Origin of the sequence: Roseomonas marmotae (assembly GCF_017654485.1) — a bacterium.
GTDB lineage: Bacteria > Pseudomonadota > Alphaproteobacteria > Acetobacterales > Acetobacteraceae > Pseudoroseomonas > Pseudoroseomonas marmotae.
Window position 1 is genome coordinate 1,339,544 of the sequence record NZ_CP061091.1, and the last position, 22,329, is coordinate 1,361,872.

General features: G+C 71.1%; 20 protein-coding genes. 8 read left to right on the forward strand and 12 right to left on the reverse strand.

Annotated features, from left to right (window positions below):
* Positions 1–30: 30 nt before the first annotated feature.
* From IAI58_RS06340 to IAI58_RS06360, 5 genes are all read right to left on the reverse strand, one after another.
* Positions 31–603 (reverse strand): DUF3035 domain-containing protein, encoded by a 573-nt coding sequence (locus tag IAI58_RS06340; RefSeq protein WP_207445068.1) that lies wholly within the window; start codon positions 601–603, stop codon positions 31–33.
* Positions 600–1,097 (reverse strand): signal peptidase II, encoded by a 498-nt coding sequence (lspA, locus tag IAI58_RS06345; RefSeq protein ID WP_207445067.1) that lies wholly within the window; start codon positions 1,095–1,097, stop codon positions 600–602. Before lspA ends, IAI58_RS06340 begins: the two co-directional genes overlap by 4 nt.
* On the reverse strand, positions 1,094–3,946 hold the full coding sequence (gene ileS, locus IAI58_RS06350; RefSeq protein WP_207445066.1) for an isoleucine--tRNA ligase: 2,853 nt from the start codon (positions 3,944–3,946) through the stop codon (positions 1,094–1,096). The genes lspA and ileS overlap by 4 nt, the downstream gene beginning before the upstream one ends.
* Positions 3,947–4,138: 192 nt before the next feature.
* Positions 4,139–5,062 carry a bifunctional riboflavin kinase/FAD synthetase gene (locus tag IAI58_RS06355; protein ID WP_207445065.1) on the reverse strand — a complete coding sequence of 308 codons (924 nt, stop codon included), beginning with the start codon at positions 5,060–5,062 and terminating at the stop codon, positions 4,139–4,141.
* Positions 5,059–5,640 carry an LOG family protein gene (locus IAI58_RS06360; RefSeq protein ID WP_207445064.1) on the reverse strand — a complete coding sequence of 194 codons (582 nt, stop codon included), beginning with the start codon at positions 5,638–5,640 and terminating at the stop codon, positions 5,059–5,061. The genes IAI58_RS06355 and IAI58_RS06360 overlap by 4 nt, the downstream gene beginning before the upstream one ends.
* A 169-nt stretch (positions 5,641–5,809) precedes the next feature.
* On the opposite strand from IAI58_RS06360, the gene IAI58_RS06365 reads away from it, so the two are divergent.
* Positions 5,810–6,946 (forward strand): M20 family metallopeptidase, encoded by a 1,137-nt coding sequence (locus IAI58_RS06365; RefSeq protein ID WP_207445063.1) that lies wholly within the window; start codon positions 5,810–5,812, stop codon positions 6,944–6,946.
* Between the two features lie 44 nt (positions 6,947–6,990).
* On the opposite strand, the gene IAI58_RS06370 is transcribed toward IAI58_RS06365, so the two are convergent.
* Together IAI58_RS06370 and IAI58_RS06375 are read right to left on the reverse strand one after the other, a co-directional pair.
* Entirely contained in the window at positions 6,991–7,968 is a 978-nt protein-coding gene (locus IAI58_RS06370; RefSeq protein ID WP_237182158.1) for a TAXI family TRAP transporter solute-binding subunit, read from the reverse strand.
* A gap of 5 nt (positions 7,969–7,973) precedes the next feature.
* Positions 7,974–9,884 (reverse strand): SEL1-like repeat protein, encoded by a 1,911-nt coding sequence (locus tag IAI58_RS06375; protein WP_207445061.1) that lies wholly within the window; start codon positions 9,882–9,884, stop codon positions 7,974–7,976.
* Positions 9,885–10,177: 293 nt separating this feature from the next.
* Between IAI58_RS06375 and IAI58_RS06380 the strand changes: the two genes are divergently transcribed.
* Complete coding sequence (locus IAI58_RS06380; protein ID WP_237182157.1) at positions 10,178–11,437, forward strand: four-carbon acid sugar kinase family protein; 1,260 nt, start codon at positions 10,178–10,180, stop codon at positions 11,435–11,437.
* Positions 11,434–12,453 carry a 4-hydroxythreonine-4-phosphate dehydrogenase PdxA gene (pdxA, locus tag IAI58_RS06385; RefSeq protein WP_207445060.1) on the forward strand — a complete coding sequence of 340 codons (1,020 nt, stop codon included), beginning with the start codon at positions 11,434–11,436 and terminating at the stop codon, positions 12,451–12,453. The genes IAI58_RS06380 and pdxA overlap by 4 nt, the downstream gene beginning before the upstream one ends.
* 23 nt (positions 12,454–12,476) lie before the next feature.
* Here pdxA and IAI58_RS06390 read toward each other — a convergent pair whose 3' ends face one another.
* On the reverse strand, positions 12,477–13,574 hold the full coding sequence (locus IAI58_RS06390; RefSeq protein ID WP_207445059.1) for a M20/M25/M40 family metallo-hydrolase: 1,098 nt from the start codon (positions 13,572–13,574) through the stop codon (positions 12,477–12,479).
* A 54-nt stretch (positions 13,575–13,628) separates the two neighbouring features.
* Between IAI58_RS06390 and IAI58_RS06395 the strand changes: the two genes are divergently transcribed.
* From IAI58_RS06395 to IAI58_RS06405, 3 genes are read left to right on the forward strand one after another with little or no spacing between them, the layout of a single operon-like run.
* Positions 13,629–14,753, forward strand: a complete 1,125-nt coding sequence (locus IAI58_RS06395; protein WP_207445058.1) for a threonine synthase — start codon at positions 13,629–13,631, stop codon at positions 14,751–14,753.
* On the forward strand, positions 14,750–16,270 hold the full coding sequence (locus tag IAI58_RS06400) for a M81 family metallopeptidase (RefSeq protein WP_207445057.1): 1,521 nt from the start codon (positions 14,750–14,752) through the stop codon (positions 16,268–16,270). Before IAI58_RS06395 ends, IAI58_RS06400 begins: the two co-directional genes overlap by 4 nt.
* Entirely contained in the window at positions 16,267–17,376 is a 1,110-nt protein-coding gene (locus IAI58_RS06405) for an alanine racemase (protein ID WP_207445056.1), read from the forward strand. The genes IAI58_RS06400 and IAI58_RS06405 overlap by 4 nt, the downstream gene beginning before the upstream one ends.
* A 19-nt stretch (positions 17,377–17,395) precedes the next feature.
* On the opposite strand, the gene IAI58_RS06410 is transcribed toward IAI58_RS06405, so the two are convergent.
* The 4 genes from IAI58_RS06410 to IAI58_RS06425 form a co-directional block, all read right to left on the reverse strand.
* Entirely contained in the window at positions 17,396–18,613 is a 1,218-nt protein-coding gene (locus tag IAI58_RS06410; protein ID WP_207445055.1) for an MFS transporter, read from the reverse strand.
* Positions 18,614–18,695: 82 nt separating this feature from the next.
* Positions 18,696–19,547, reverse strand: coding sequence for a LysR family transcriptional regulator (locus IAI58_RS06415; protein ID WP_207445054.1), 852 nt, complete (start codon positions 19,545–19,547; stop codon positions 18,696–18,698).
* A 5-nt stretch (positions 19,548–19,552) separates the two neighbouring features.
* The gene (gene cuyB / locus IAI58_RS06420) at positions 19,553–20,257 is read right to left on the reverse strand and encodes a cysteate racemase (protein ID WP_207445053.1); all 705 of its coding nucleotides are present in this window, start codon (positions 20,255–20,257) and stop codon (positions 19,553–19,555) included.
* Entirely contained in the window at positions 20,254–21,012 is a 759-nt protein-coding gene (locus tag IAI58_RS06425; protein WP_207445052.1) for a sulfite exporter TauE/SafE family protein, read from the reverse strand. The genes cuyB and IAI58_RS06425 overlap by 4 nt, the downstream gene beginning before the upstream one ends.
* A gap of 74 nt (positions 21,013–21,086) precedes the next feature.
* On the opposite strand from IAI58_RS06425, the gene IAI58_RS06430 reads away from it, so the two are divergent.
* On the forward strand, positions 21,087–21,917 hold the full coding sequence (locus IAI58_RS06430) for a sulfite exporter TauE/SafE family protein (RefSeq protein WP_207445051.1): 831 nt from the start codon (positions 21,087–21,089) through the stop codon (positions 21,915–21,917).
* 138 nt (positions 21,918–22,055) lie between these two features.
* The gene (locus IAI58_RS06435; RefSeq protein WP_208776035.1) at positions 22,056–22,322 is read left to right on the forward strand and encodes a LacI family DNA-binding transcriptional regulator; all 267 of its coding nucleotides are present in this window, start codon (positions 22,056–22,058) and stop codon (positions 22,320–22,322) included.
* Positions 22,323–22,329 lie beyond the last annotated feature (7 nt).

A 22,329-nucleotide genomic window follows, 5' to 3' on the forward strand; every position in this document is an offset into this window, starting at 1 on the left:
TCGGCCCGGAGGCGTCCATGGGGGCGCTGATCAGAAGATACTCTGGAACAGGCCCTGACGGCGCCGCTGGATGATGGCGGTCTCGCCCTGATCGGGGTCACGGCCCAGGGCCGCGTTCTCGCGCAGCCGCTGCGCCTCGCGCTGCGGGTCCACCACGGTGCCGGGGGGCGGGGCGTCGCGCCAGAACATCAGCTGGTCCACCAGCGTGCGATCGGGCTGCTCCAGCCGCAGGCTTTCCTCATCCACCTGGCGGCGGATGGCCGGCGAGGCCTGGCCGCCGGCCGTGGCGACCAGCGCGCTTTCGCCCGAGGAGGGGGCGGTGGAGGTGCCGGTATCCGAGGCCGCGCCGGGCACCAGGATGGCCGCGCCGGCGGAGGAGCCGGTCAGCTCCTGCGGCCGTGGCGCGCCGGGGCGGGGCGGCGGCAGCTCGCCCAGCGAGGGCGGCAGGGAGAGAGGCGCGCGGGTGACGACCGAGAACTCATCCGGCGCGTCCCGGGTGAAGCCCAGGGTGCGGGCCGTGTCCTGACCGCACCCGGCCAGCAGGGGCAGCAGGAGCAGGGAAAGGGCGGCGGTCCGCGCCGTGGGGCGGTTGGGCTGCATCATGCCGTTTCCTTACCCGTCTGCTTCTGGCGGAACAAGGCATCCGCCATCAGCGCCACCACACCCAGGACGATGGCGGCATCGGCCACGTTGAAAACATACCAGTGCCAGCCGCCGACCCAGGTGTCGATGAAGTCCACCACCGCCCCGAATCGGAGCCGGTCGATCACATTGCCGATCGCCCCGCCGATCACGGCGCCGAGCGAGATCACCAGCAGCCGGTCATCGGCCCGGGCCAGCCAGCGGACCAGGAAGCCCACCACCGCCAGCGCCAGCAGGGCCAGGACCAGCCGGTGCCAGGGGGCATCCCCCGCCAGCAGGCCGAAGGTGACGCCACGGTTCCAGACCATGGTGAAGTCCAGTCCGACGCCGCCGAGGTCGAGCAGCGGCAGCCGGCCGATCTCCGGCAGCCTCAGCCTCTCCAGGATCCACCATTTGGAGAGTTGGTCCACCGCCAGGATGCCGGCGGCGACGGTCAGCCCGGTCTTCAGGCTCATGCGCCGTCCACCACCGCCTCGCAGCGCAGGCAGAGGGTGGGATGGGCGGCCGATTGCCCGACCTCCGGCAGCACGCGCCAGCAGCGCTCGCACTTCTCGCCGCCAGCGGGGGTGAAGGCCACGGCCACGCCGGGAACCCCCTCCACCGTGAAGGCATCGCCCGGCGGCTGCGTGGTCAGCAGGTGCAGGTCGGAGGTGATGCAGAGTTCCGCCCAGGTCTCGGCCGGCAGCAGGTCCAGTTCGGCTTCCGGCAGGTGCAGGTCGGGCGCCGCCTGCAGGGAGGAGCCGATGGTGCCCGCGCCGCGCGCTTTCTCCAGCGCGCCGGTGACCACGCGGCGGATGTCGCGCACCCGTGCCCATTTGGCGGCCAGCGCCTCATCCCGCCATTCGGCCGGGATCTCGGGGAAGAGCTGCAGGTGCACGCTTTCGCCCTCGCCGGGGAAGCGGGCCAGCCAGGCTTCCTCGGCCGTGAAGGGCATCACGGGCGCCAGCCAGGCGGTCAGGCAGCGGTGCAGGGCGGCCAGCACGGTGCGGGCGGCGCGGCGGCGCGGGCTGCCCTTGGCGTCGCAGTAGAGGCTGTCCTTGCGCACATCGAAATAGAAGGCGCTGAGATCCGTGGCGCAGAAGGCGTGGATCTCGGGATAGACGCCGTTCCAGTCGTAGTCCTTCGCCGCCTTGCGGATGCGCTGGTCCAGCTCGCTCAGGCGGTGCAGGACCCAGCGCTCCATTTCCGGCAGCAGCGCGTGGGGCAGGATCTCCTCGTCCTCGAAGCCGTCGAGGTTGCCCAGCAGCCAGCGGAGCGTGTTGCGCAGGCGGCGGTACAGCTCCGCCTGCTGCGCCAGGATGCCCTTGCCGATGCGGAGGTCGTCGGCAGTATCCGAGTTCATCACCCAGAGGCGCAGGATATCGGCGCCGTACTGCTTGGTGACTTCCTGCGGCGCGGTGACGTTGCCCAGGGACTTGGACATCTTCCGCCCGGTCTCGTCGAGCACGAAACCATGGGTCAGGATGGCCTTGAAGGGCGCGATGCCGCGGGTGCCGATGCTTTCCAGCAGGGAGGAATGGAACCAGCCACGATGCTGGTCCGAGCCTTCCAGATACAGGTCCGCCGGGAAGGGCAGGTCACGCTCGGGCGTCAGCGTGAAGGCGTGGGTGGAGCCGGACTCGAACCAGACATCGACGATGTCCATCACCTGCTCGTAGTCGTCGGGGTTCCGGTCATTGCCCAGGAAGCGCTGCGCGGCGCCGGGCTTGTACCAGGCATCGGCCCCTTCCTTGCGGAAGGCGCAGGTCACGCGCTCCATGATGGCGGGGTCGCGCAGCGGCTCGCCTGTGCGCTTGTCCACGAAGATGGCGATGGGCACGCCCCAGGCGCGCTGGCGGCTGATGCACCAGTCTGGCCGGCCCGCGACCATGGAGCCGATGCGGTTGCGCCCCTGGTCCGGCACGAAATGCGTTTTTGCCAGCGCATCCAGCGCCTTGGCGCGGATCTGGTTGGCATCGTCCATGGCGATGAACCACTGCGGCGTGGCGCGGTAGATCACCGGCTTCTTGGAGCGCCAGCTATGCGGATAGCTGTGGGTGATGAAGCCCTTGCCGGAAAGCTTGCCCATCTCCGTCAGCGCGGCCCAGACCGGCTCATGCGCCTTGAAGACATGCACGCCCGTGAAGCCCGGCGCCTGCATCGTATAGGTGCCGTCATCCGCCACGGCTTCCGTCACCGGCAGGCCATGGGCGCGGCCCAGGGCAAAATCGTCCTCGCCATGGGCGGGGGCGATATGCACCACGCCGGTGCCGGCCTCGGTGGTGACGAAGTCGCCGGCCAGCAGCGGCACGTCGAAGCCATAGCCCGGCGCGCCGGCTTCCCAGCCGCGCAGCGGATGGGCGGCGATGGCGCCGGCCAGTTCCGTGCCCTTGAAGACGCGCAGCACGCTATGGGCGGTGATGCCCACGTCCTTGGTGAAGGAGGGGATCAGCGCCTCCGCCACCACCAGCCTGCGGCCGGGGGTCAGCAGCGCGCCATCCTCGACGGCATCCACCCGCAGCAGCGCGTAGTCGATCTCCTCGCCATAGGCGAGGCCGCGATTGGCCGGGATGGTCCAGGGGGTGGTGGTCCAGATCACCACTTCGGCCCCCACCAGGTCGGGCGAGCCGGCGGAGATGATGGGGAAGTTGGTGAAGAGGATGGCGGATTTGTGGTCCTGGTACTCGACCTCGGCCTCGGCCAGGGCGGTCTTCTCCACCGGGCTCCACATCACCGGCCGCAGGCCGCGGTAGAGCGAGCCGTTCATCAGGAACTTGCCGATCTCGTTGGCGATGGTCGCCTCGGAGGAGAAGTCCATGGTGGCGTAAGGGTGGTCCCAGTCGCCGGCCACGCCCAGGCGCTTGAACTCCTCGCGCTGCACGTTCAGCCAGTGGGCGGCATAGGCGCGGCATTCGGCGCGGAATTCCAGGACGGGGACGCTGTCCTTGTCCTTGCCCTTGGCGCGGTATTCCTCCTCGACCTTCCATTCGATCGGCAGGCCGTGGCAGTCCCAGCCCGGCACATAGCCGGCATCATGCCCCGCCATCTGCGCCGCGCGGTTGATGACGTCCTTCAGGATCTTGTTCAGAGCGTGGCCGATGTGCAGCGGGCCGTTCGCATAGGGCGGGCCGTCATGCAGCACGAATTTGGGCAGGCCCCTGGAACGCTCCCGCAGCTCCTGCCACAGCCCCATCTCCTGCCAGCGGGACAGCCAGCCGGGCTCGCGCTTCGGCAGGTCGCCCTTCATGGGGAAGGGGGTCTTGGGCAGGAAGACGGTGCCGCGGTAATCGCGGGCTGCGGGGGTGGCGCTGGGGGCGTCGGTCATCGGATGCGTCCATGCCGCCATGCGGCGGGCTTCAGGCAGGGGAAGGGGGGTCGGCGCGGCGCGAAAAGGGTCCCGGCCCTCGGGTCAGAGGACCGGGCGGCTAATTCGCGACCCTGCGGGATGAAGCGCGCGCGGCATGGCCGGGTTTTTGCGGCCCGGCGCGGCGGGGGTCAAGGGATGGGCGGCGCGCTCTCAGGCGCCGAGCATTGCCCGGGCACTGGCCGCATCGGCGGCGATCTGCGCCGTCAGCTCCGCGAGCCCCGCGAATTTCCGCTCCGGCCGCAGGAAATGGATCAGCCGGACGCCGGCCTCCTGGCCATAGAGATCCTCGCTGAAGTCAAAGAGATGCGCTTCCACCCGGCTTTCGGTGCCGCCGACGGTGGGGCGGGCGCCGATATTGGCTACCCCTGGCACCACGCGCCCATCCGCCAGGGCCACCTGCACGGCATAGACGCCGCGCGCTGGCTCCAACTGCCGTCCCAGCGGCACATTGGCGGTGGGAAAGCCGATGGTGCGGCCGCGCTTGTCGCCATGGCTGACGAGGCCGCGGATTTCCCAGGGCCGCCCCAGGCGGTGGGCGGCGCGCTCCGGATAGCCGTCCTGCAGCAGCCGGCGGATGGCGGTCGAGGAGATCGGGCCGTCCTCATCCGATACCGGCGGCACCACCGTCATGCCGATACCCAGGCTCTCCGCCTCCCGCGCCAGCATGGCGACATCGCCGCCGCGCCGGTGGCCGAAGGCGAAGTCATGGCCGCAGGCCAAGTGCCGGGCCCCCAGCGCGCCGTGCAGCACCTCGTGCACGAAAGCCTCGGCCGGCATGGCGGCCAGGGCCTCGTCGAAGGGCAGGGCCAGCACGAAGGCGCAGCCGAGCTCCGAGAAAAGCGCCAGCTTGGCCGCCAGCAGGGTCAGCCGGAAGGGCGGGTCGCCGGGGCGGAAATGCTCGCGGGGATGCGGCTCGAAGGTCAGGACCGCGAGGGGCAGGTCCGGCCTGCCGGCATGGGCGGCGGCCAGCACGGCATGGTGGCCGCGGTGGACGCCGTCGAAATTGCCGAGCGCCAGGCTGGCGCCCCGGGCCTCCTCCGGCAACTGGCGCCAGTCCCGCAGCAGCCGGGTCATCGCTGGTCGGGGCTCGCCCAGCTCTTCGCCGGGGGCGCGCGGAAGGCGGCCAGGAGGTCCAGCGCCTGCATCGGGTCCGCGGTGAAGCTGGCGATCGGCCGCTGCTCCGGCTTCACGAAGCCCTCGGCCACCATATGGTCGAGAAGCCCGGACATGCGCTGCCAGTAGCCATCGGTATCCAGGAAGACGAGGCCCTTCTCATGGATGCCGAGCTGGGTCCAGGTGAAGGCCTCCACCGCCTCCTCCAGCGTGCCGACGCCGCCGGGCAGCACGACGAAGCCGTCCGAGAGGTCGGCCATCATCTTCTTGCGCTCATGCATGCTGGAGACGACATGCAGCTGGGTGATGGCGCCATGGCCCACCTCGCGCCGCATCAGCACTTCCGGGATGATGCCGATGACCTCGGCACCGGCCTGCATGGCGGCATCCGCCACGATGCCCATCAGCCCGACATGGCCGCCGCCATAGACAAGCCCCAGGCCACGTTCGGCGATGGCGCGGCCCATGGCGCGGGCGGCTTCGGAAAAGGCGGGGTTCAGGCCGGGATTGGCACCACAGAAAACACAGACGCGCTTCATGCCAGGGTCTCGCTGCGCGGCCGGGGGGAAAGCATGGCGGGGGTCACGTTGTCTCCGTCAAGGCGGGCGGTCTTCCGGGGCTTAGACCCGCCGCCACGGATGGACAAGGCCGGGGCCTCCGCGCCACAAGTCACGACTCAGCTTGCCTGTAGCGCGAAAGGACCCGCCCATGCCCGCCACCCGGATCGGCACCAGCCAGCAGCTTCTCGAGGAATTGCGCGGCTGGGTGGAGCACGAGACGCCCACCACCGATGCCGCCGCCATAAACGGCCTGATGGACAAGGCCGAGGCCGAGCTGCGCGCGGTGGGCGCGGTGCTGGAGCGCATCCCCGGCCGCGACGGCTTCGGCGACCATCTCGTGGCCCGCACGCCGGGCGAGGGGAAGCCGGTGCTGGTGGCCGGGCATCTGGATACGGTCTGGAACCATGGCACCCTGGCCAGCACCATCCCCTTCCGGGTGGAAGGCGAGAAGGCCTATGGCCCCGGCATCTACGACATGAAGGCCGGCAGCTTCTTCGCCTTCCATTCGGTGCGGGAGATCCTGCGGCAGAAGGTGCGGACGCGCCGCCCCATCACGCTGCTGCTGACCTCGGATGAGGAAGTGGGCAGCCCCTCCAGCCGCGCGCTGATCGAGGCGGAGGCGCGGAAGGCCTGCGCCGTGCTGATCCCCGAGCCCGCCGGCAATCCCGGCAAGGCCTGCGTCACGGCGCGCAAGGGCGTGGGCCGCTTCGTCGTGACGGTGAAGGGCCAGAGCGCCCATGCCGGCGGCAACTGGAGCGAGGGCGCCAGCGCCGTGGTGACGCTGGCGCGGCTGATCACGCAGATCCATGCTCTCGTGGACCTGCCCGGCGGCACCACCACCAATTGCGCGCCCATCTGGGGCGGCACGCGCCCGAACGTGATCGCGCCCGAGGCGGGCTGCGAGGTGGATTTCCGCACTGCCACCGTGGAGAAGGCCGAGGCCCTGGTGGCCGCGGTGATGGCCATGGCCGGCCCGCAGCCGGAAGGCACCACCGTCACCATCACCGGCGGGCTGAACCGCCCGCCGATGGAGGAAGGCCCCGGCAACCTGGCGCTCTATGAAAAGGCCCGGGGCATCGCCGCCCGCATCGGCTACGACCTGCCGAAGCAGCATCGCGGCGGCGGCTCGGACGGCAATTTCACCGCCGCCCTCGGCATTCCGACGCTGGACGGCCTGGGCTGCTCCGGCGCCGGCGCGCATGCGGAATTCGAGCATATCCTCTGGGAAGAGCTTGCCCCGCGCTGCGCCCTGCTCTGCGAGCTGCTCGAGACGCTGGAAGGCTGAGCCGCGCATCCTGGCCCGGCGGCTGCCGGGCCAGGATGGAGGTGCTAGCGCGGCGAGCGCATCGCCTGCTGCTCGGGGTTGAACCGCACCCAGCCCGGCACCTGGGCGGAGAGGTTGACCTCCCTCCATTTCGGGTGGCGTGGCGGCTGCTGGAACTTGTCGAAATTCGCCTGGAATGCCTCGACGAAATTGGCGACCTTGCGATACCGGTCGCTGCCCGGGGCCCAGGCATAGACTGCCATCACCGCACCGACGGCGATGGTCTCGATATTGCCGTCCTCCGGGATCAGGGTGGGGTAGTCGCCGGCCGCCAGGGAGGAAGGCAGATAGGTCTCGATCAGCGCGGGCGTGGCGGGGATGGGCAGGAAATGCAGCCCCGTGCCCGCCGGAACGCCGCTGAAGATCCGCGCCGGCTTGCCGGCCACGAAGACCATCGCCGCGATCTCTCCGTTCCGCAGCTTGGTCAGGGCGACGTCCTGCGTGTCGTTCGCCGGCTTCACCGGCACCTGCAGCAGGTCGAAGACCAGCGAGGCCGTCATGGCCGTGCCGCTGCCGGCGACATCGACATTGACCACCTGCCCGGCGAGGTCCTGGACGGAATTGATTCCCTCCCGCGCCAGGATGTGGATTTCCTCGTCATAGAGCTTGGCGATGTACTGGATCATCGCGTTGATGCCCGGCAGCAGGCGGCGGCTGCGCGCATAGGCCAGGGCATCGGATTGCACGATGCCGATATCGACGCCCCGCAGCAGCATGATATCGGAAATATTCTGCACCGAGCCTTTGCCGATGATGGGGATGACGCGGAGCCTCTCGCCATCGTCGAGCACCGAGGCCAGATCGGCCGCGATGCGGACATAGGTGCCGTCCACACCGCCGGAGATGATGCCGACCGTCCCCGCATTGGCCCGCGCCGTCATGGTGTTGAGGGCGGGGACACCCTGGCCCCGTGCCGGGCTCGCCGCGAGAACGGCGGCGCCGAGCAGGAGAAGGTTGCGCCGAGAGGTTCCAGGCATCGTCATGCGGGTCATTTCCTGCTTTCGAGGGCCGTGATGCGGGATTGTACCGGCGCGCCCAGCTGCGCCGCGCGCCGGTACCAGAGCAGGGCGGCGGCGGGGTCCGGCTGCAGGCCGCGGACACCGCGGGCGGCCAGGGTCTGCGGGTCGTAGGTCTCGGCCAGCACCTGCGCGGCAGGGCCGCTGCCCATGCCAGCGGCGCGCTCGAAGAAGCGCCGCGCGCCGGAGACATCCTCCAGCGCCAGCAGCGCCTCGCCCCGCCGCATCATGGCGGTGAGCATGGCGGGATCCGCCGGGGTGCGCGCGGCGGGCGGGGGTGGTGCCGGCGCGGCGACCGCGGGCTGCGGCGCCATGGCCGGTGCCGGTGCGGGTTGCGGCGCCATGACCGCCGGGGCGGTGGCCTGCGGCGGAGCCGGAGTCGCGAGCGCGGCTGGCTCGGATGCCGCTGGCGGGGCGGCGACGGCCTGTGGCGGCGTGGCCGGTTGCGGCACGGGCGCCGGTGTGGCGAGGGCCGGTGCCGGTGCCGGTGCCGGCGCGTCTGGCTCGGGCGATGCGGCTTGCGGCACAACGGGCAGGCTTTCCGCCACGGCCGGCGCCTCGGCCTCCGGCGCGGCGGGTGCCGCGACCGCGGGCGCCTCGGGTTCAGATGGCTGCTCCGGCGCCGGCTGCGCCACGATGGCCGGCGGCTCCGCCGGAGCCGGAGCGGACGGCGGGGCCTCGGCCGCAACTGGGGCAGGGGCAGGGCTTGGGGCAGTGTCTTCCGCTGCCGGCGGCGCCGATGCCGTGCTGTCAGGCGCGGCGGGCTCCTCGGCCTGCGGCTGCGCCGCCATGGCGGAAGGCGGTGCCGGTTCCTCCACCATCTCGGCCTGGGGCACCGGTTCCGGGGCCTCGGCCGGGGGGGCGGCGGCAGGTACGCTCTCCGGGGCAGCGGTGGCCGTGGCCGGCGGTAGCGCGGCTTCCGCCGGCTCCGGCTCCGGCGCGTCTTGGCCGGGAGTGGTGGCGATGGTGGCGGCGACGGTCCGCAGCAATGCGCTGCCGGTCGGGGCTTCAGGATCCATCATGGGGCGGATGGGCTCGGCCTGGTCGCCGCTTGCCATCATCATGGGCGGTGCATTGCCCGCACGCGGGGCAGGCGGCACGTCCACGGCATCCGCCTCATCCTCCACCACCGGGCGGGCGGGCGGATGGACGGCGGCCAGGCGCTCGGCGCGCGCGGCGATGCTGCCCTGTTCCGCATCCTTGATGGCGCCGGCAAGCCCGGTGGTCTCCGTCACGGTGCCGCGGAAGCCATCCAGCCACCTGGCATAAGGCAGGAACTGCACCACCAGGACCAGACAGGCCGCCCCGGCCAGGACCGAGGCCACCAGCGGCGCGCGCGAGCGTCGCGCCGGGTGCGCCGCCACGGCAGCGGGCATGGGGGCCGGCGCCGGCGGGCGGGGCCGTGCCGGTTGCGGGACGGGGGCGGGCAAGACCGGCGCCTCGGCCATGGGCGCGGGGGGCGGCAGGTCGGGCTCGGCAGGCCGTGCTGGCGCGGGCGCGGACTCGGCGGGAGCGGCGGCGGGCAGTGGCGTCAGCAGCGTCTGCAGCGCATCGCACCATCCGCTATCCTCGGGGACTGTGATCGGGTCCCGCCAGAGGAACTCCTCGCTGAGGATGGATTCAAGATAGGGTAGGTCATCCTGCCGCAGCCGCCGGTGAACGATCGGCAGATGCCCCGGATACCTGGCTGTGAATCCCTGCGCCGCCAGTTCCTGCGCGAAGGTCTGGTCCAGGTCGGGCGTCCAGTCCGGCGGCAGCTCGAACAGGGCGATGCCGCTCCTGGGGTGCAGGAGCGCGACGGGGATCGGCAGCGGTCCCAGCCGGGCATTGCTCAGGTGAAGCCAGCCGCTCTTCAGCCGCTCCGCGGCAAAAGCCGGGGCCATGCTGGCACGCTCGGCAATGTCATCTTCGCAGGAGGACGATTGAATGGAGTGCAACGGCTTTTCTCCGAACGCGATATTTGTAATCGGCCTAGTGAAATTCTGCCGCTTTAAGGATTGTGCCGCCCATCAATAATAGTTTCAATATCAGATCTTGTGGAACTTGTTTCTTCGCCGCGTCAAGCAATTAGACTGCCGGCTTCTCTCTTCCGGGGCGCGATGCCGGAGGCGCGTGGCGCATTGAAGAAGGGGCTACCCGGAGAGGGGCGACGGGCGCATGCTCCGGAACGATGCCTTTGCCTGAGCCGATGCCGCCCTGGCTGATCCTGGCCGACGACCTGACCGGCGCGGCGGATTGCGGCGTGGCCTTCGCGCGCCGGGGCCATGCCACGGCGGTGACCTGGGAGCATGGAAGGGCCAGCGGAGCCGAGACGGTGCTGTCCATCGACGCCGACAGCCGGCGGCTGCCGGCCGGGGCGGCGGCGGAACGCCATGCCGGTTTGCTGCGGGATCTGCTGCGGCCGGGCATGGCCTTCTACAAGAAGATTGATTCGACTCTGCGCGGCCAGCCGGCGGCGGAACTGGCGGCCAGCCTCGCGGTGCTTCGCGATATGGGCCGCCCCGCCATGGCCATCGTCGCGCCAGCCTTTCCGGCCACGGGCCGCACGACCGAGGCAGGGTGCATCCGCCTGGACGGCGTGCCGCTCGAAGCCTCTCCGCTCTGGGCGCGGGAGCATAGCTACGACAGCGCCGATCTGCGCGGCGTGCTGGCGGGTGCCGGGCTGCCAGCGGCCTTGCTGCCCCTGGCACGGCTGCGCGCGGCGCCGGATGCGGTGACGCAGGCCCTGCGCGCGGCACAGGCCGAAGGCATGGCCGCCCTGGTCTGCGATGCGGCCAGCATGGCGGATCTGGAGGCCATCGCCCGCGCCAGCCTGCCGCTGGCGGGGCAGGTGGCCTGGGCCGGCTCCGGCGGCCTGGCGGCGGCTCTCGCGGCGGTCGGGCCAGAGGGGCGGGAGCCACCGCCCGCCCTGGAGGCGCGGCGGGGTGGCCTGCTGCTGGTGGTCGGCAGCCTGGCCGAAGCCTCCCGCGCCGCGGCGGCCGAGGCGCTGGCCGGGGGCGGGTTGCGCCACTTCGGCCTTCCGCCCGGCCTGCTGCGCGCCGGGCCCAGGGCCTGGGAGGAAAGTGCCGGGGCCATTGCCGCCGCCATCGCGGCGGGGGAGGACGCGCTGGTGATGATCGAGGCCGATGCCGGCGCCGATCCGCGCCAGGGCGCCGCCCTGGCTCAGGCGCTGGCGCGGCTGCTGCGGCCGGCGGGACGTCTGGCGGGCGGGATCTTCGCCACGGGCGGGGAGACCGCCTGCGCCCTGTTGTCGCAACTGGGCGTGCACAGTATCCGGTTGCTGGAGGAAATCGCGCCCGGCGTGCCGCTGGGCCTCACCCGGGGCGAGCTGATGCTTCCCGTCGTCACCAAGGCGGGGGGCTTCGGCGATGCCGGAACCATCGGGCATGCGCGGCGCCGCCTCCGTGCCCGGCTGCAACAAGAGGCCATGGGATGAACGCACAGGACAGTCGCCCGATCGTCGCCATCACCATGGGCGACGCTTCCGGCATCGGGCCGGAAATCATCATGAAGGCGCTGGCGCGGCCGGATGTCCACGCCCTCTGCCGCCCGCTGGTGGTGGGGGACGCGACCCGGCTGCGGGAGGCCGGGGAGATCACCGGCATCGGCCTGCAGGTGGCGGCGCTGGAGAGCCCGGCGCAGGCGGGCTTCGTCCTGGGCACGGTGGATTGCATTGACCTCGGCCTGATCCCCGCCGGCCATCCCTTCGGCCGGCTCTCCGCCCTCTCGGGTGAAGCGGCCTATCGCTATATCGAGCGTGCGACCCGGCTGGTGGAGGCGGGGGAGGCGGATGCCATCTGCACCGCGCCACTGAGCAAGGAGGCGCTGCATGCCGCCGGCCATAAATACCCCGGCCATACCGAGCTGCTGGCGCATCTGACCGGCACGCCGGAAGTCTCGATGATGCTGGTGGCGCCGAAGCTGCGCGTCATCCACGTCACCACGCATATCGGCCTCGTCGATGCCATCCGGAAGATCGAGCCGGGGCTGGTGGAGCGCGTCATCGCCCGTGGCCATGCGACGCTGGTGAAATCCGGCATCGAGGACCCGCGCATCGGTGTCTGCGGCATCAACCCGCATGCCGGCGAGAACGGCCTCTTCGGCCATGGCGAGGAGGAGGCGAAGATCATCCCCGCCGTGCGGGCCTGCAAGGCCAAGGGCTGGAAGGTGGAGGGGCCGCTGCCTGCCGATACCCTGTTCTTCCGCGCCGCGCGGGGGGATTTCGACCTGGTGGTGGCCATGTATCACGACCAGGGCCATGCCCCCGTGAAGGTGATGGGGCTGGAGGCGGGGGTGAATATCACCGTCGGCCTGCCGGTGATCCGCACCTCCGTCGACCACGGCACCGCCTTCGACATCGCCGGCAAGGGCATCGCCGACGAGGGCAGCCTGGTGGAGGCGCTGCGCCAGGCGGTGGACCTGGCACCGAAGCGGAACCGCGCCCTGGCCTGAGGCCCGGCGCGGCCCGGGCGGCGTCAGCCGGCCATGATCCGGTGGAAGACCGGCACGGCGGCGCCCAGCAGGGCGATGTGCGCGCGCTCCCGCGGGCTATGCGCGGTATCCATCACCTCCGGTCCCAGGATGGCGCAGGGGGCGATGTCCTGCAGCTCGCTGGCATCGGTGCCGAAGGGGCGGGTCTCGGCGGCATGGCCGGTGGCCGCCTCGACGGCGCGGATGAAGGGATGATCGGCGGGAGTCTCGGGCGGCAGGCCCTGGCGCACCATGCTCAGCCTGATGCCGGCCCGTTCCGCCGCCGCCTGCACCGCCTCGACGACGGGCGTGGGATCGATCCGCTTGCTGTAGCGGAACTTTATGCGCGCCGTTGCCACGGGCACCGTGACGTTCACCGCCGCGCCATGGTTGTCGATGATCAGGTTGAAGTCGGAGAAGGGCGGCGAATAGGCGTCGTCATGCAGGCTGGCATCGTCCCGCAGCCGCTGCTGGATCTCCCGCATCTCCACCAGGAAGGGGATCAGCGCCCAGTTGGCGTTGCGGCCGATGCCGAGCGAGGAATGCGCTTGCACCCCTTCCGACACGGCGATGAAGTCGATATTGCTGCGATGGCCGCGCACCGGCACCATGCCCGTCGGCTCGGCCACGATGATACCGCGCGGCGCCGCCTTGCGGGCCAGGGCGGAGCGGTCGGCGATCAGCCGGGCGCCCTGCTTGGTGGTTTCCTCGTCGGTGGTGATCAGCAGGGTGGCAGGCAGATGCGCCGGCAGGGTCCGGGCGGCGACGATGCAGGCGGCCAGCGGCCCCTTCATATCGGCCGCGCCCAGCCCGTGCAGCACGCCATCGGCATCGATGCGGCCGCTGAAGGGATCGTCGGCCCAGCCGGTATCCGGCACCGTGTCCATATGGCCCGAGAGTGCCACGCCGCCCGGCGGGCCGCGATGCGCGACCAGCACGCATTTCGCCACGCCCCTGGCGTCGGTGAAATCCAGCCGCTCCAGCTCGAAGCCCTCCAGCTCGGCGGCGATGCGCTCGGCGAGGAGGGTGTTGGAGACGAAGCTGCGGCTGTCGATGCGGATGAGGTCGGCGGCCAGGCGGGCCACGGGGTCGGTATGGGACATGGGGCACGACTAGACCTTGCGGGCCGCCCGGCGGCAAGTCACGCTGCGGGCCTCATGACGACATCCGCCTATCTCGACCCCCGCACCGGCCGGACCTGGCCTCTCGAACCCCCCCGCTGGTGTGGCCCGGAGGGCCAGCCGCTGCTGCTGACCGACCTGCCCGGTATCGGGCGGGATGCGATCCTGGCAGGGGAGCGTTCCCTCTGGCGCTACCGGGCCGCGCTGCCCTTCGCGCCGGAAGAACCGATCAGCCTGGGCGAGGGCTGCACGCCGCTGCTGGCGGGGCGCTGGGCGGGCGCGCCTGTGCGCTTCAAATGCGAATGGTTCATGCCCAGCGGCAGCTTCAAGGACCGCGGCGCCTCGGTCATGCTCTCGCTGCTGCGGGCGCAGGGCGTGACGGAAGTGCTGGAGGATTCCTCCGGCAATGGCGGCGCCGCCATCGCCACCTATGCCGCCGCGGGCGGCATGCGCGCCAAGATCCTGGTGCCGGATTCCACCAGCCCGGCCAAGACCGTGCAGTCCCGCGCGGCGGGGGCGCAGATCGAGCTGGTCCCCGGCAGCCGCCAGGACTGCGCCGATGCCGCCCTGGCCCAGGCCGAGCGCATCTTCTACGCCAGCCACAACTGGCACCCCTTCTTCCTGCAGGGCACCAAGACCCTGGCCTATGAGCTGTGGGAGGATCTGGGCTTCCGTGCACCAGATAACGTTATCATCCCCTGCGGCGCCGGCTCCAACGTGCTGGGCTGCGGCATCGGTTTCGGGGAATTGCTGCGCGCCGGGCAGATCGCCCGCATGCCCCGCATCTTCGCCGCCCAGCCCGCCCATTGCGGCCCGGTGGCCCGCGCCTTCCTGAACATCCCGGCCGAGCCGGTGCGCCCCACCATCGCCGAGGGCACCGCCATCGCCCAGCCGATCCGCACGCCCGAACTGCTGCGGGTGCTGCATGAAAGCCGTGGCGGCGCCGTGCTGCTGGAGGAGCAGGAGATCGCCGAGGCCACCCGGCGCCTGGCGCATCAGGGCCTCTATGTGGAGCCCACCTGCGCCCAAGCGGCGGCGGCCTTCGGGCACCTGCTCTCGGCCGGCTCCATCCGGGCAGATGAGACGACGGTGGTGGTGCTGACGGGCAGCGGGCTGAAATCCACCCAGCGCCATGCGGAGCTGATGGGAATGCGCCTGTGACCGCCGCCGCGCCGCGCGTCGCGCTGCTGGGCTTCTCCATCGAGTGCAACCGCTTCGCGCCCCCGGCGCGGCGGGAGGACTTCACCAGCCGCTGCTGGCTGGAGGGCGAGGCCATGCTGGCCGATACCCGCAGCCGCGCGCCGCGCGCCCTGGGGGAGATGGCGGGCTTCGTGCAGGCCATGGACCGCGCCGGCCCCTGGCAGCCCCGCCCGGTCATGATGACCAAGGCCGAGCCAAATGGCCCGGTGGAGCAGGCCGTCTTCGCGGAGATGATGGCGGTCTGGCGCGGAGGGCTGGAGGCGCTGCGCGGCGCGGTCGATGGCGTCTATTGCGCGCTGCACGGCGCCGGCCTGACCACGGAGCTCGACGACCCCGAGGGTGCGCTTCAGGCCCTGGTGCGGGAGGTGCTGGGCCCGGGCGTGCCGCTGGTCTGCACCTATGACCTGCATGCCAATGCCTCCGACGGCATGGTGCGGGATTGCGATGCCTTCATCGGCTACCGCACCAATCCGCACCTGGACATGCGGGAACGCGGGGCGGAGGCAGCCACGCTGCTGCGCCGGCTGATGGCGGGTGAGCGCTTCCACCGCGCCTTCCGCCGTCTGCCCATCGTCGCGCCCAGCACCACGCTGCTGACGGCCGAGGGCCCTTATGCGGAGGTGATCAATCTCGGCCAGGCGCGGGTCAATGTGCTGGGGCCGAAGAAGATCGCCAATGTCTCCGTCATGGGCGGCTTCGCCTATAGCGACACGCCCTTCAATGGCTTCGCCATCATCGTCACCGGTCCGGACAAGGCGGCCTGCGAGGATCTGGCCGGCGAGCTGGCCCGCGCCGCCTGGGACCGTCGCGCGCGTTTCTGCGCCAGGCTGACCTCGCTGCGGGAATCGGTGGAGCGTACCCTGACCAGCGAGGTGCCGCTCTGCTTCGCCGATGTCGCCGACAATCCCGGCGGCGGCGGGCGCGGCAATACCATGTACATCCTGGAAGCCTTCCATAAGGCGGGCGTGCAGGATGCGATCTTCGGCATCATCCACGACCCCGCCCTGGCGGCCGAGGCGCATGCCCTCGGCCTCGGCGCCCGCTTCATGGCGCGCTTCAACCGGGAGGGCCCGCAGGGCTTCAGCAAGCCCTTCACGGCCGAGGCGCGGGTGGAGGCGCGGTCGGATGGCAAGGTCACGGGGCGGCGCGGCATCTTCGCGCAGACCTCGCTCGATCTCGGCCCCACGGTGGCGCTGCGGCTGGGCGGCATCGTCGTGGTCGTGGTCAGCCAGCGCACCCAATGCGCCGATCCTGCCTTCCTGGAGCATCTGGGCCTGGATATCGGCGCGGCGAAGGTGCTGGTGGTGAAGTCGCGCGGGCATTTCCGGGGCGGCTTCGACGAATTCTTCTCGGCCCAGCGCATCATCGAGGTGGATGTGCCCGGCCTGACATCCCCCATCCTCGACCGCTTCGAATGGAAAAAGCTGCCGCGCCCCGTGCTGCCGCTGGACCCGGAGACGCGCTGGAGCCCCGCATGAGACTGGAAGACCTGTCCACCCCCGCCCTGGTGCTCGACCTCGGCATCCTGCGCGCCAATCTCGCGCGCATGGCGGAGGCAGTGGCGCGCCATCCCGGCGTGGTGCTGCGCCCGCATATGAAGACGGCGAAAAGCCTGGATGTGGCAGCCCTGGCCGCCCCGGATTCCGGGCCCATCACCGTCTCCACCCTGGCCGAGGCCCGCTACTTCTTCGAGGGCGGCTACAAGGACCAGATCTATGCCGTCGGTATCGCGCCGGCCAAGCTGGACGCCGTGGCGGCGATGAACGCGCAGGGCGCGCGCATCAAGGTGATCGTGGACGATGCGGAGGCCGCCGCCGCCATCGCTGCCCATCCCGGCCCGCTTTCCGCGCTGGTGGAGGTAGATGTGGGGGAGGGGCGCGGCGGCGTGGCGCCGGAATCCGATCTGCTGCCGGCGCTGGCCGCGACGCTGGGCGGCCGCCTCGCCGGCGTGCTGACCCATGCCGGCCATTCCTATGCCGGCCGCTCGGCGGAGGAGATGGCGCGCATCGCCGAGACCGAGCGTGCGGGCGTGGTGCGCGCGGCGGAGCGGCTGCGGCAGGCCGGGCATGAGGTGGGCATCGTCTCGCTGGGCTCCTCGCCCACCGCGCTCTTCGGCGGCAGCATGGAGGGGGTCACGGAAGTGCGGGCCGGCGTCTACATGTTCGGCGACCTGTTGCAGATGCAGCTTGGCGTGCATGGGGAGCGGGAGATCGCGCTGACGGTGCTGGCCAGCGTCATTGGCCGCAAGCCCGAGCGCGGCGCCGTGCTGCTGGATTCCGGCGCGCTGGCGCTGTCCAAGGACCGCAGCACCCAGGCCGCGCCCAAGGACTATGCCTTTGGCCTGGTGCTGGACCTGGATGGCCAGCCTTCCCTGGGCGAGGCGCTGGTGGTCCGCACGCATCAGGAGCATGGCGAGGTGCGGCGCCAGGACGGCGAGCTGGACCTGGCCCGGCTGCCGGCAGGCGGGCGGGTGCGCGTGGCGCCCAACCATGCCTGCCTGACCGCCGCCGCCTATGACTGCTACCACGTGGTCGATGGCGGGCGGGATGTCGTGGCGGTCTGGGACCGGGTGAACGGCTGGTAGGCCGCCGCCGCGCGGCCGGCTATTCCGCCGGCTGCGCGACCACCCGGGTCGTGCCGCCGCGCGCCGTGCCCATGCAGAGCAGGGAGAGCCCCAGCAGCAGCGCCGCCAGCGGCAGCACCCAATGCGCCATGCCCGCATCCAGCAGAAGGCCCATGGGCACGGGCGTCAGCGCCCCGCCCAGCGGCAGGCCGGAGGAGATGAAGCCGAAGACCTTGCCGATCTGGCCGGGCGGGGAGGCGTCCTTCACCATCACGTCGCGCGGCGTGCGGCTGGCACCCAGCGCGATGCCGGCCAGCAGCGCCACCCCGATGGCCAGCGGCCCTGGCAGCGGCACCAGGCCCAGCACCAGGATGAGGGCGATGGCCGCCAGCGTCAGCCCCACCACAAAGGCGCCGTGGCGGCTGGAGCGATCGGCGAACCAGCCGCCCAGCAGCGTGCCGCCGCTGTTGCCGGCCATATAGCCCGTCAGAACCATGGAGCCGACGGCGACGGGCAGCCCCCAGAGCTGGTCCATGACGGTGATGATGAAGGCCTGGATACCCGTGCCGGCCATGGAGGAGAGCAGGAAGAAGGCGAAGAACATCAGCATGGGGCGGGAGAGCAGCACGCTGCCGCCGCTCTCTGTCGCCGCCGCGCGGGGCTTGGGCTGGTCGGAGAGGATGCGGCTCTGCCAGAGGATGGCGCCCACCACCGGCACGCCCAGCAGGCCGAGCAGCAGCAGCGCCTCCCGCCAGCCGATCCAGAGCGCCAGGGCCGCGACGACGGGCGGCGCGGCAGCGAAGCCGAGATTGCCGGTGAAGGTATGCATCGAGAAGGCGCGGCCCATGCGCGCCTTGTTGATGCTGCCCGCCAGGATGGCGTAGTCCGCCGGGTGGATGACGCTGTTGCCGATGCCCGAGAGCACCGCCAGCGCCAGGATGCTCCAGTAGTTCGGCGCGAAGGCCATGGCGGAGATGGAGAGTGCCATCAGCGCCGTGCCGCCGACGAGGTAGCGGCGCGCGCCATGCCGGTCCACCAGGAAGCCCACGGGAGTCTGCAACACCGCCGTGACCGTGCTCATCAGCGCGACGGAGAGGCCCAGCGCCGCGTAGGAGACGCCGAATTCCTCCTTCCAGAGCGGAAAGAGGGGTGCCAGGCAGAGCATATAGAAATGCGACAGGAAATGGCCGGTGCCGATGAGCCCGATGATGGGCCAGTCACGGTCTGGCTGCGCAGCGGCGGGAGCCGGTGGCGGCATGGGCGTATCCTCGCGAAAGCCGTATTTTGTTGCCCAGGCTGCGCCCTGGGCGCGGGCCTTGTCAAACGGGGCAGTTGCCGCCTCAGCCTTCCTCCAGGCTCTCCCGGATCAGCGCCACCAGGGGCGCCACAAGCTGGGTGCGCCCTGCGGCATCGCCGAAGACGGCCATCTCCGCCACGCCCAGCGGCGGCAGGCCCGGCACCTCCCGCAGCCCCGGAAGGAGGCCGGAGCGGCCCATGACCGTGGCGGCCAGCCCGGCCTGCGCCGCCGCCGCCACGCCCAGCAGGCTGGGGGAGGTATAGACCACCTCGAAGCCCATGCCGGCCCGTGCCAGCGCGGCCAGGGCACGGTCGCGGAACATGCAGCCCTGCGGCAGCATGGCCACCGGCAGCGGGCGGCCCTCCGGCGGGGCCCAGCCGGGCACCGCCACCCAGACGATGGGCTCGGTCCAGAGGATGCTGCCCTCCGTCTCCCCATCCCGCCGCTTGCCCAGCACCAGGTCCAGCGCGCCCCGCTCCTGCGCCGCGCGCAGCTCATGGCTGCGGCCCACCTCCACCTCCAGCCGCACTTCCGGGAAGTCGCGGGCGAAGCGGGCCAGGATGGGGGCGAGGTTGCGTGGCACGAAATGGTCGGCCACGCCCAGGCGCAGCCGGCCGGCGACGGGGGGCGCCACCAGCCGGCGCACCGCCTCGTCATTCAGGGCCAGCATGCGGCGGGCATAGGCCAGCAGCGTCTCCCCATCCCGCGTCAACGCCACGCTGCGGCTGGTGCGCTCGAAGACACGCTTGCCGACGAGATCCTCCAGTCGCTTCACCTTCAGGCTGACGGCCGATTGCGTCAGCCCCAGCGCCATGGCCCCCGGGGTGAAGCCGCCCCGCTCCGCGACCTGGACGAAGCAGCGCAGCAGGTCGAGATCGAGGTCGGGCACGCGCATGATGGCTATCCGCGCGCCCAGCGGATGGCGGAGAGCGCCAGCGCGTCGATGGTATCCACCAGCGGCAGCCCGATTTCGGCATGGGGTCCGGCCTGGATGCCCAGCGGGATCTCGGTGCAGCCCAGCACCACGGCGGCGGCCCCGCGCGCGCGCAGGTTGCCGGCGGCCTCGGCCAGCGGGGCATAGGCCTGCGCCACCTTGTTCGCCTTCACCAGCGCGATGCCGGGGGAGACAAGGGATTCCATCTCCGCTGCATCGGGCACGATGACCTCATAGCCCAGCGCCTCCAGCCGGGGCTGGTAGAGCCGCATGGCCAGGGTGGCGGCAGTGCCCATCACGCCGATGCGGCCGGAGCGGATGCCCTGGCGCGCCAGATCCTCGGCCGCCGCGTCGACGATATGCAGGATGGGCAGGTCGGTGCCGGTCCGCAGTTCCTCATACCAGCCATGGGCGGTGTTGCAGGGGATGGCGATGGCGCCGGCCCCGGCCGCTTCCAGTCCCGCGACTCCGCGTCGCAGCCAGGGCAGGGGGCTCTCCCCGTCGCCCAGCCTGGCCGCCGTGCGGTCCGGCACGCGCGGGTCGGACCACAGCACGGCGGGAATATGGTCCTGGTCCCTCTCGGCGGGGGTCAGCAGCGTCAGGCGCAGCATGAATTGCGCGCTGGCCAGTGGCCCCATCCCGCCCAGCACGCCCAGCATCTTCTCCGTCATAGTCCCAGCCCTTCCAGCACAAGCTTGATGCCGGTGACACCGAGCAGAACATAAATCAACCGGTAGAACACCGCGTCGCTGACCCGCTTCTGCAGCCAGACGCCCAGCCGCACGCCGACCGGTGCCAGGGGCAGCAGGACCAGGGCCGTCAGCAGGTTGTCGGCGCTCATCTGCCCCAGCGCGCCATAGGGGATGAGCTTCACGTAATTCACCACGCCGAAGAAGACGACGGTGGTGGCGGATAACTCGGCCCGCGGCAGGCGCAGGGGATAGAGATACATCGCCGCCGGTGGCCCGCCCGCATGCGCCAGCGTGCTGGTGAAGCCGGAGACCGTGCCCCAGAAGCCGCCCTTCAACCGGTTGGGTTCCTGCGGCCGCGGCGGCCCATGCCGCGCCACCCAGATGCCGCGCGCGATGAAGGCCAGGCTGATCAGGCCGACCATCAACTTGATGGCATTGTTGCTCATCACCCCGAAGGCGAAGGCACCGAGCAGCACGCCCAGCAACCCGCCCGGCAGAAGTGTCCGCATCTCCCGCTTGCTCCAGCGGCCCCACCAGGCGCGCAATCCGGCGAGGTCCATCACGCAGAGCACGGGCAGGGTGATGGCGGCGGCCTGGGCAGGGGGCACCACCAATGCCATGGCCGGCACCGCCAGATTGCCCCCGCCCGATGCGAATCCCCCCTTGCTGATGCCGGTAATCAGGAGTGCCGGCACGGCCAGCGCATAGAACCAGGGATCGGTGATCAGGGGCACGGGCTTGCGGAACCCTCGGTGGCATGTGATGCCAGCCTGCACTTGTCCCCCAGTTCCGCCAAGGTGCCTCAAGTATGCAACATCTGTCCGACCCCGTATGGCTCCTGGCGCTCGCCGCCGCGATGGCCTTCACCGGCATCGTCTCCGGCACGCTCGCCGGGCTTCTGGGCGTCGGCGGCGGCATCGTCATCGTGCCCGTGCTGTTCAATGTCTTCCCGCTCTTCGGAATTCCTGAGGCCTTGCAGATGAAGCTGGCGGTGGGCACCAGCCTCGCCACCATCATCCCGACCTCCATCGTCTCGGCACGGAAGCATCAGGCCAAGGGCGCGATCGACGGCAATCTGCTGCGGGCCATCTGGCCCTCGATGATCATCGGCGTCGCGCTGGGAACGGTGCTGGCCATCTGGCTGCATGGCGATGCCCTCTCCGCCGTCTTCGCCGTCATCGCGCTGCTGGTGGCGGTCAACATGGGCTTCACCGGCGTCGACTTCAAAATCCGCGACATCACGCCGCGCGGCCCGGGCCTCTGGGGCATCGGCGGCTTCATCGGCGCCATCTCGGCCATGATGGGCATCGGTGGCGGCACCGTGGGCGTCCCCATCCTCTCGATGTTCGGCACGCCGATCCGCTCGGCGGTGGCGACCGCCTCGGTCTTCGGGCTGATCATCTCGATCCCCGCCACGGCCGGCTTCATCTATGGCGGCCTGGGCGTGCAGGGTCTGCCGCCCTTCTCGGTCGGCTATGTCAACCTGATCGGCTTCGCGCTGATCGTGCCCAGTTCCATCCTGGCCACGCCCTGGGGCGTGCACCTCGCCCACACCATACCGCCGCTGATGCTGAAGCGTGCCTTCGCGCTCTTCCTCGCGATCACGGCGGTGCGGATGTTCTATTCCCTCCTCACCTGAGCCCGGCTGACCGCAGGGGCCGTCACGCCCCTGTGACCGCGCCCGTGTTGACTTCCCGGTGCCTACAGAGAAGGTTCTCAGCACCAAGAAGAACAGCACGGGAGGAGGCGGTGCGCCACGACGCAAGCCGTGAGACGCATGCCGCATAGGCGCCCACCCACGGCGATCACCCTGAAGGACCTAGCCCGCGACCTCGGCATGTCCGTGGCGACGACGGGCCGTGCCTTCCATCCGGGGGCGGTGATCGCCCCCGCCACCCGCGCGCGGGTGCTGGAGCGTGCGCTGGCGCTGGGCTACCGGCCGAACGCGCTGGCGCAGGGCATCATCACCGGCCACACCCGCATCGTCGGGGTGCTGCTGTCGGATCTGCTCAATCCCTTCTACCCGAGGCCCTGGCACGGCTGACCGAGGC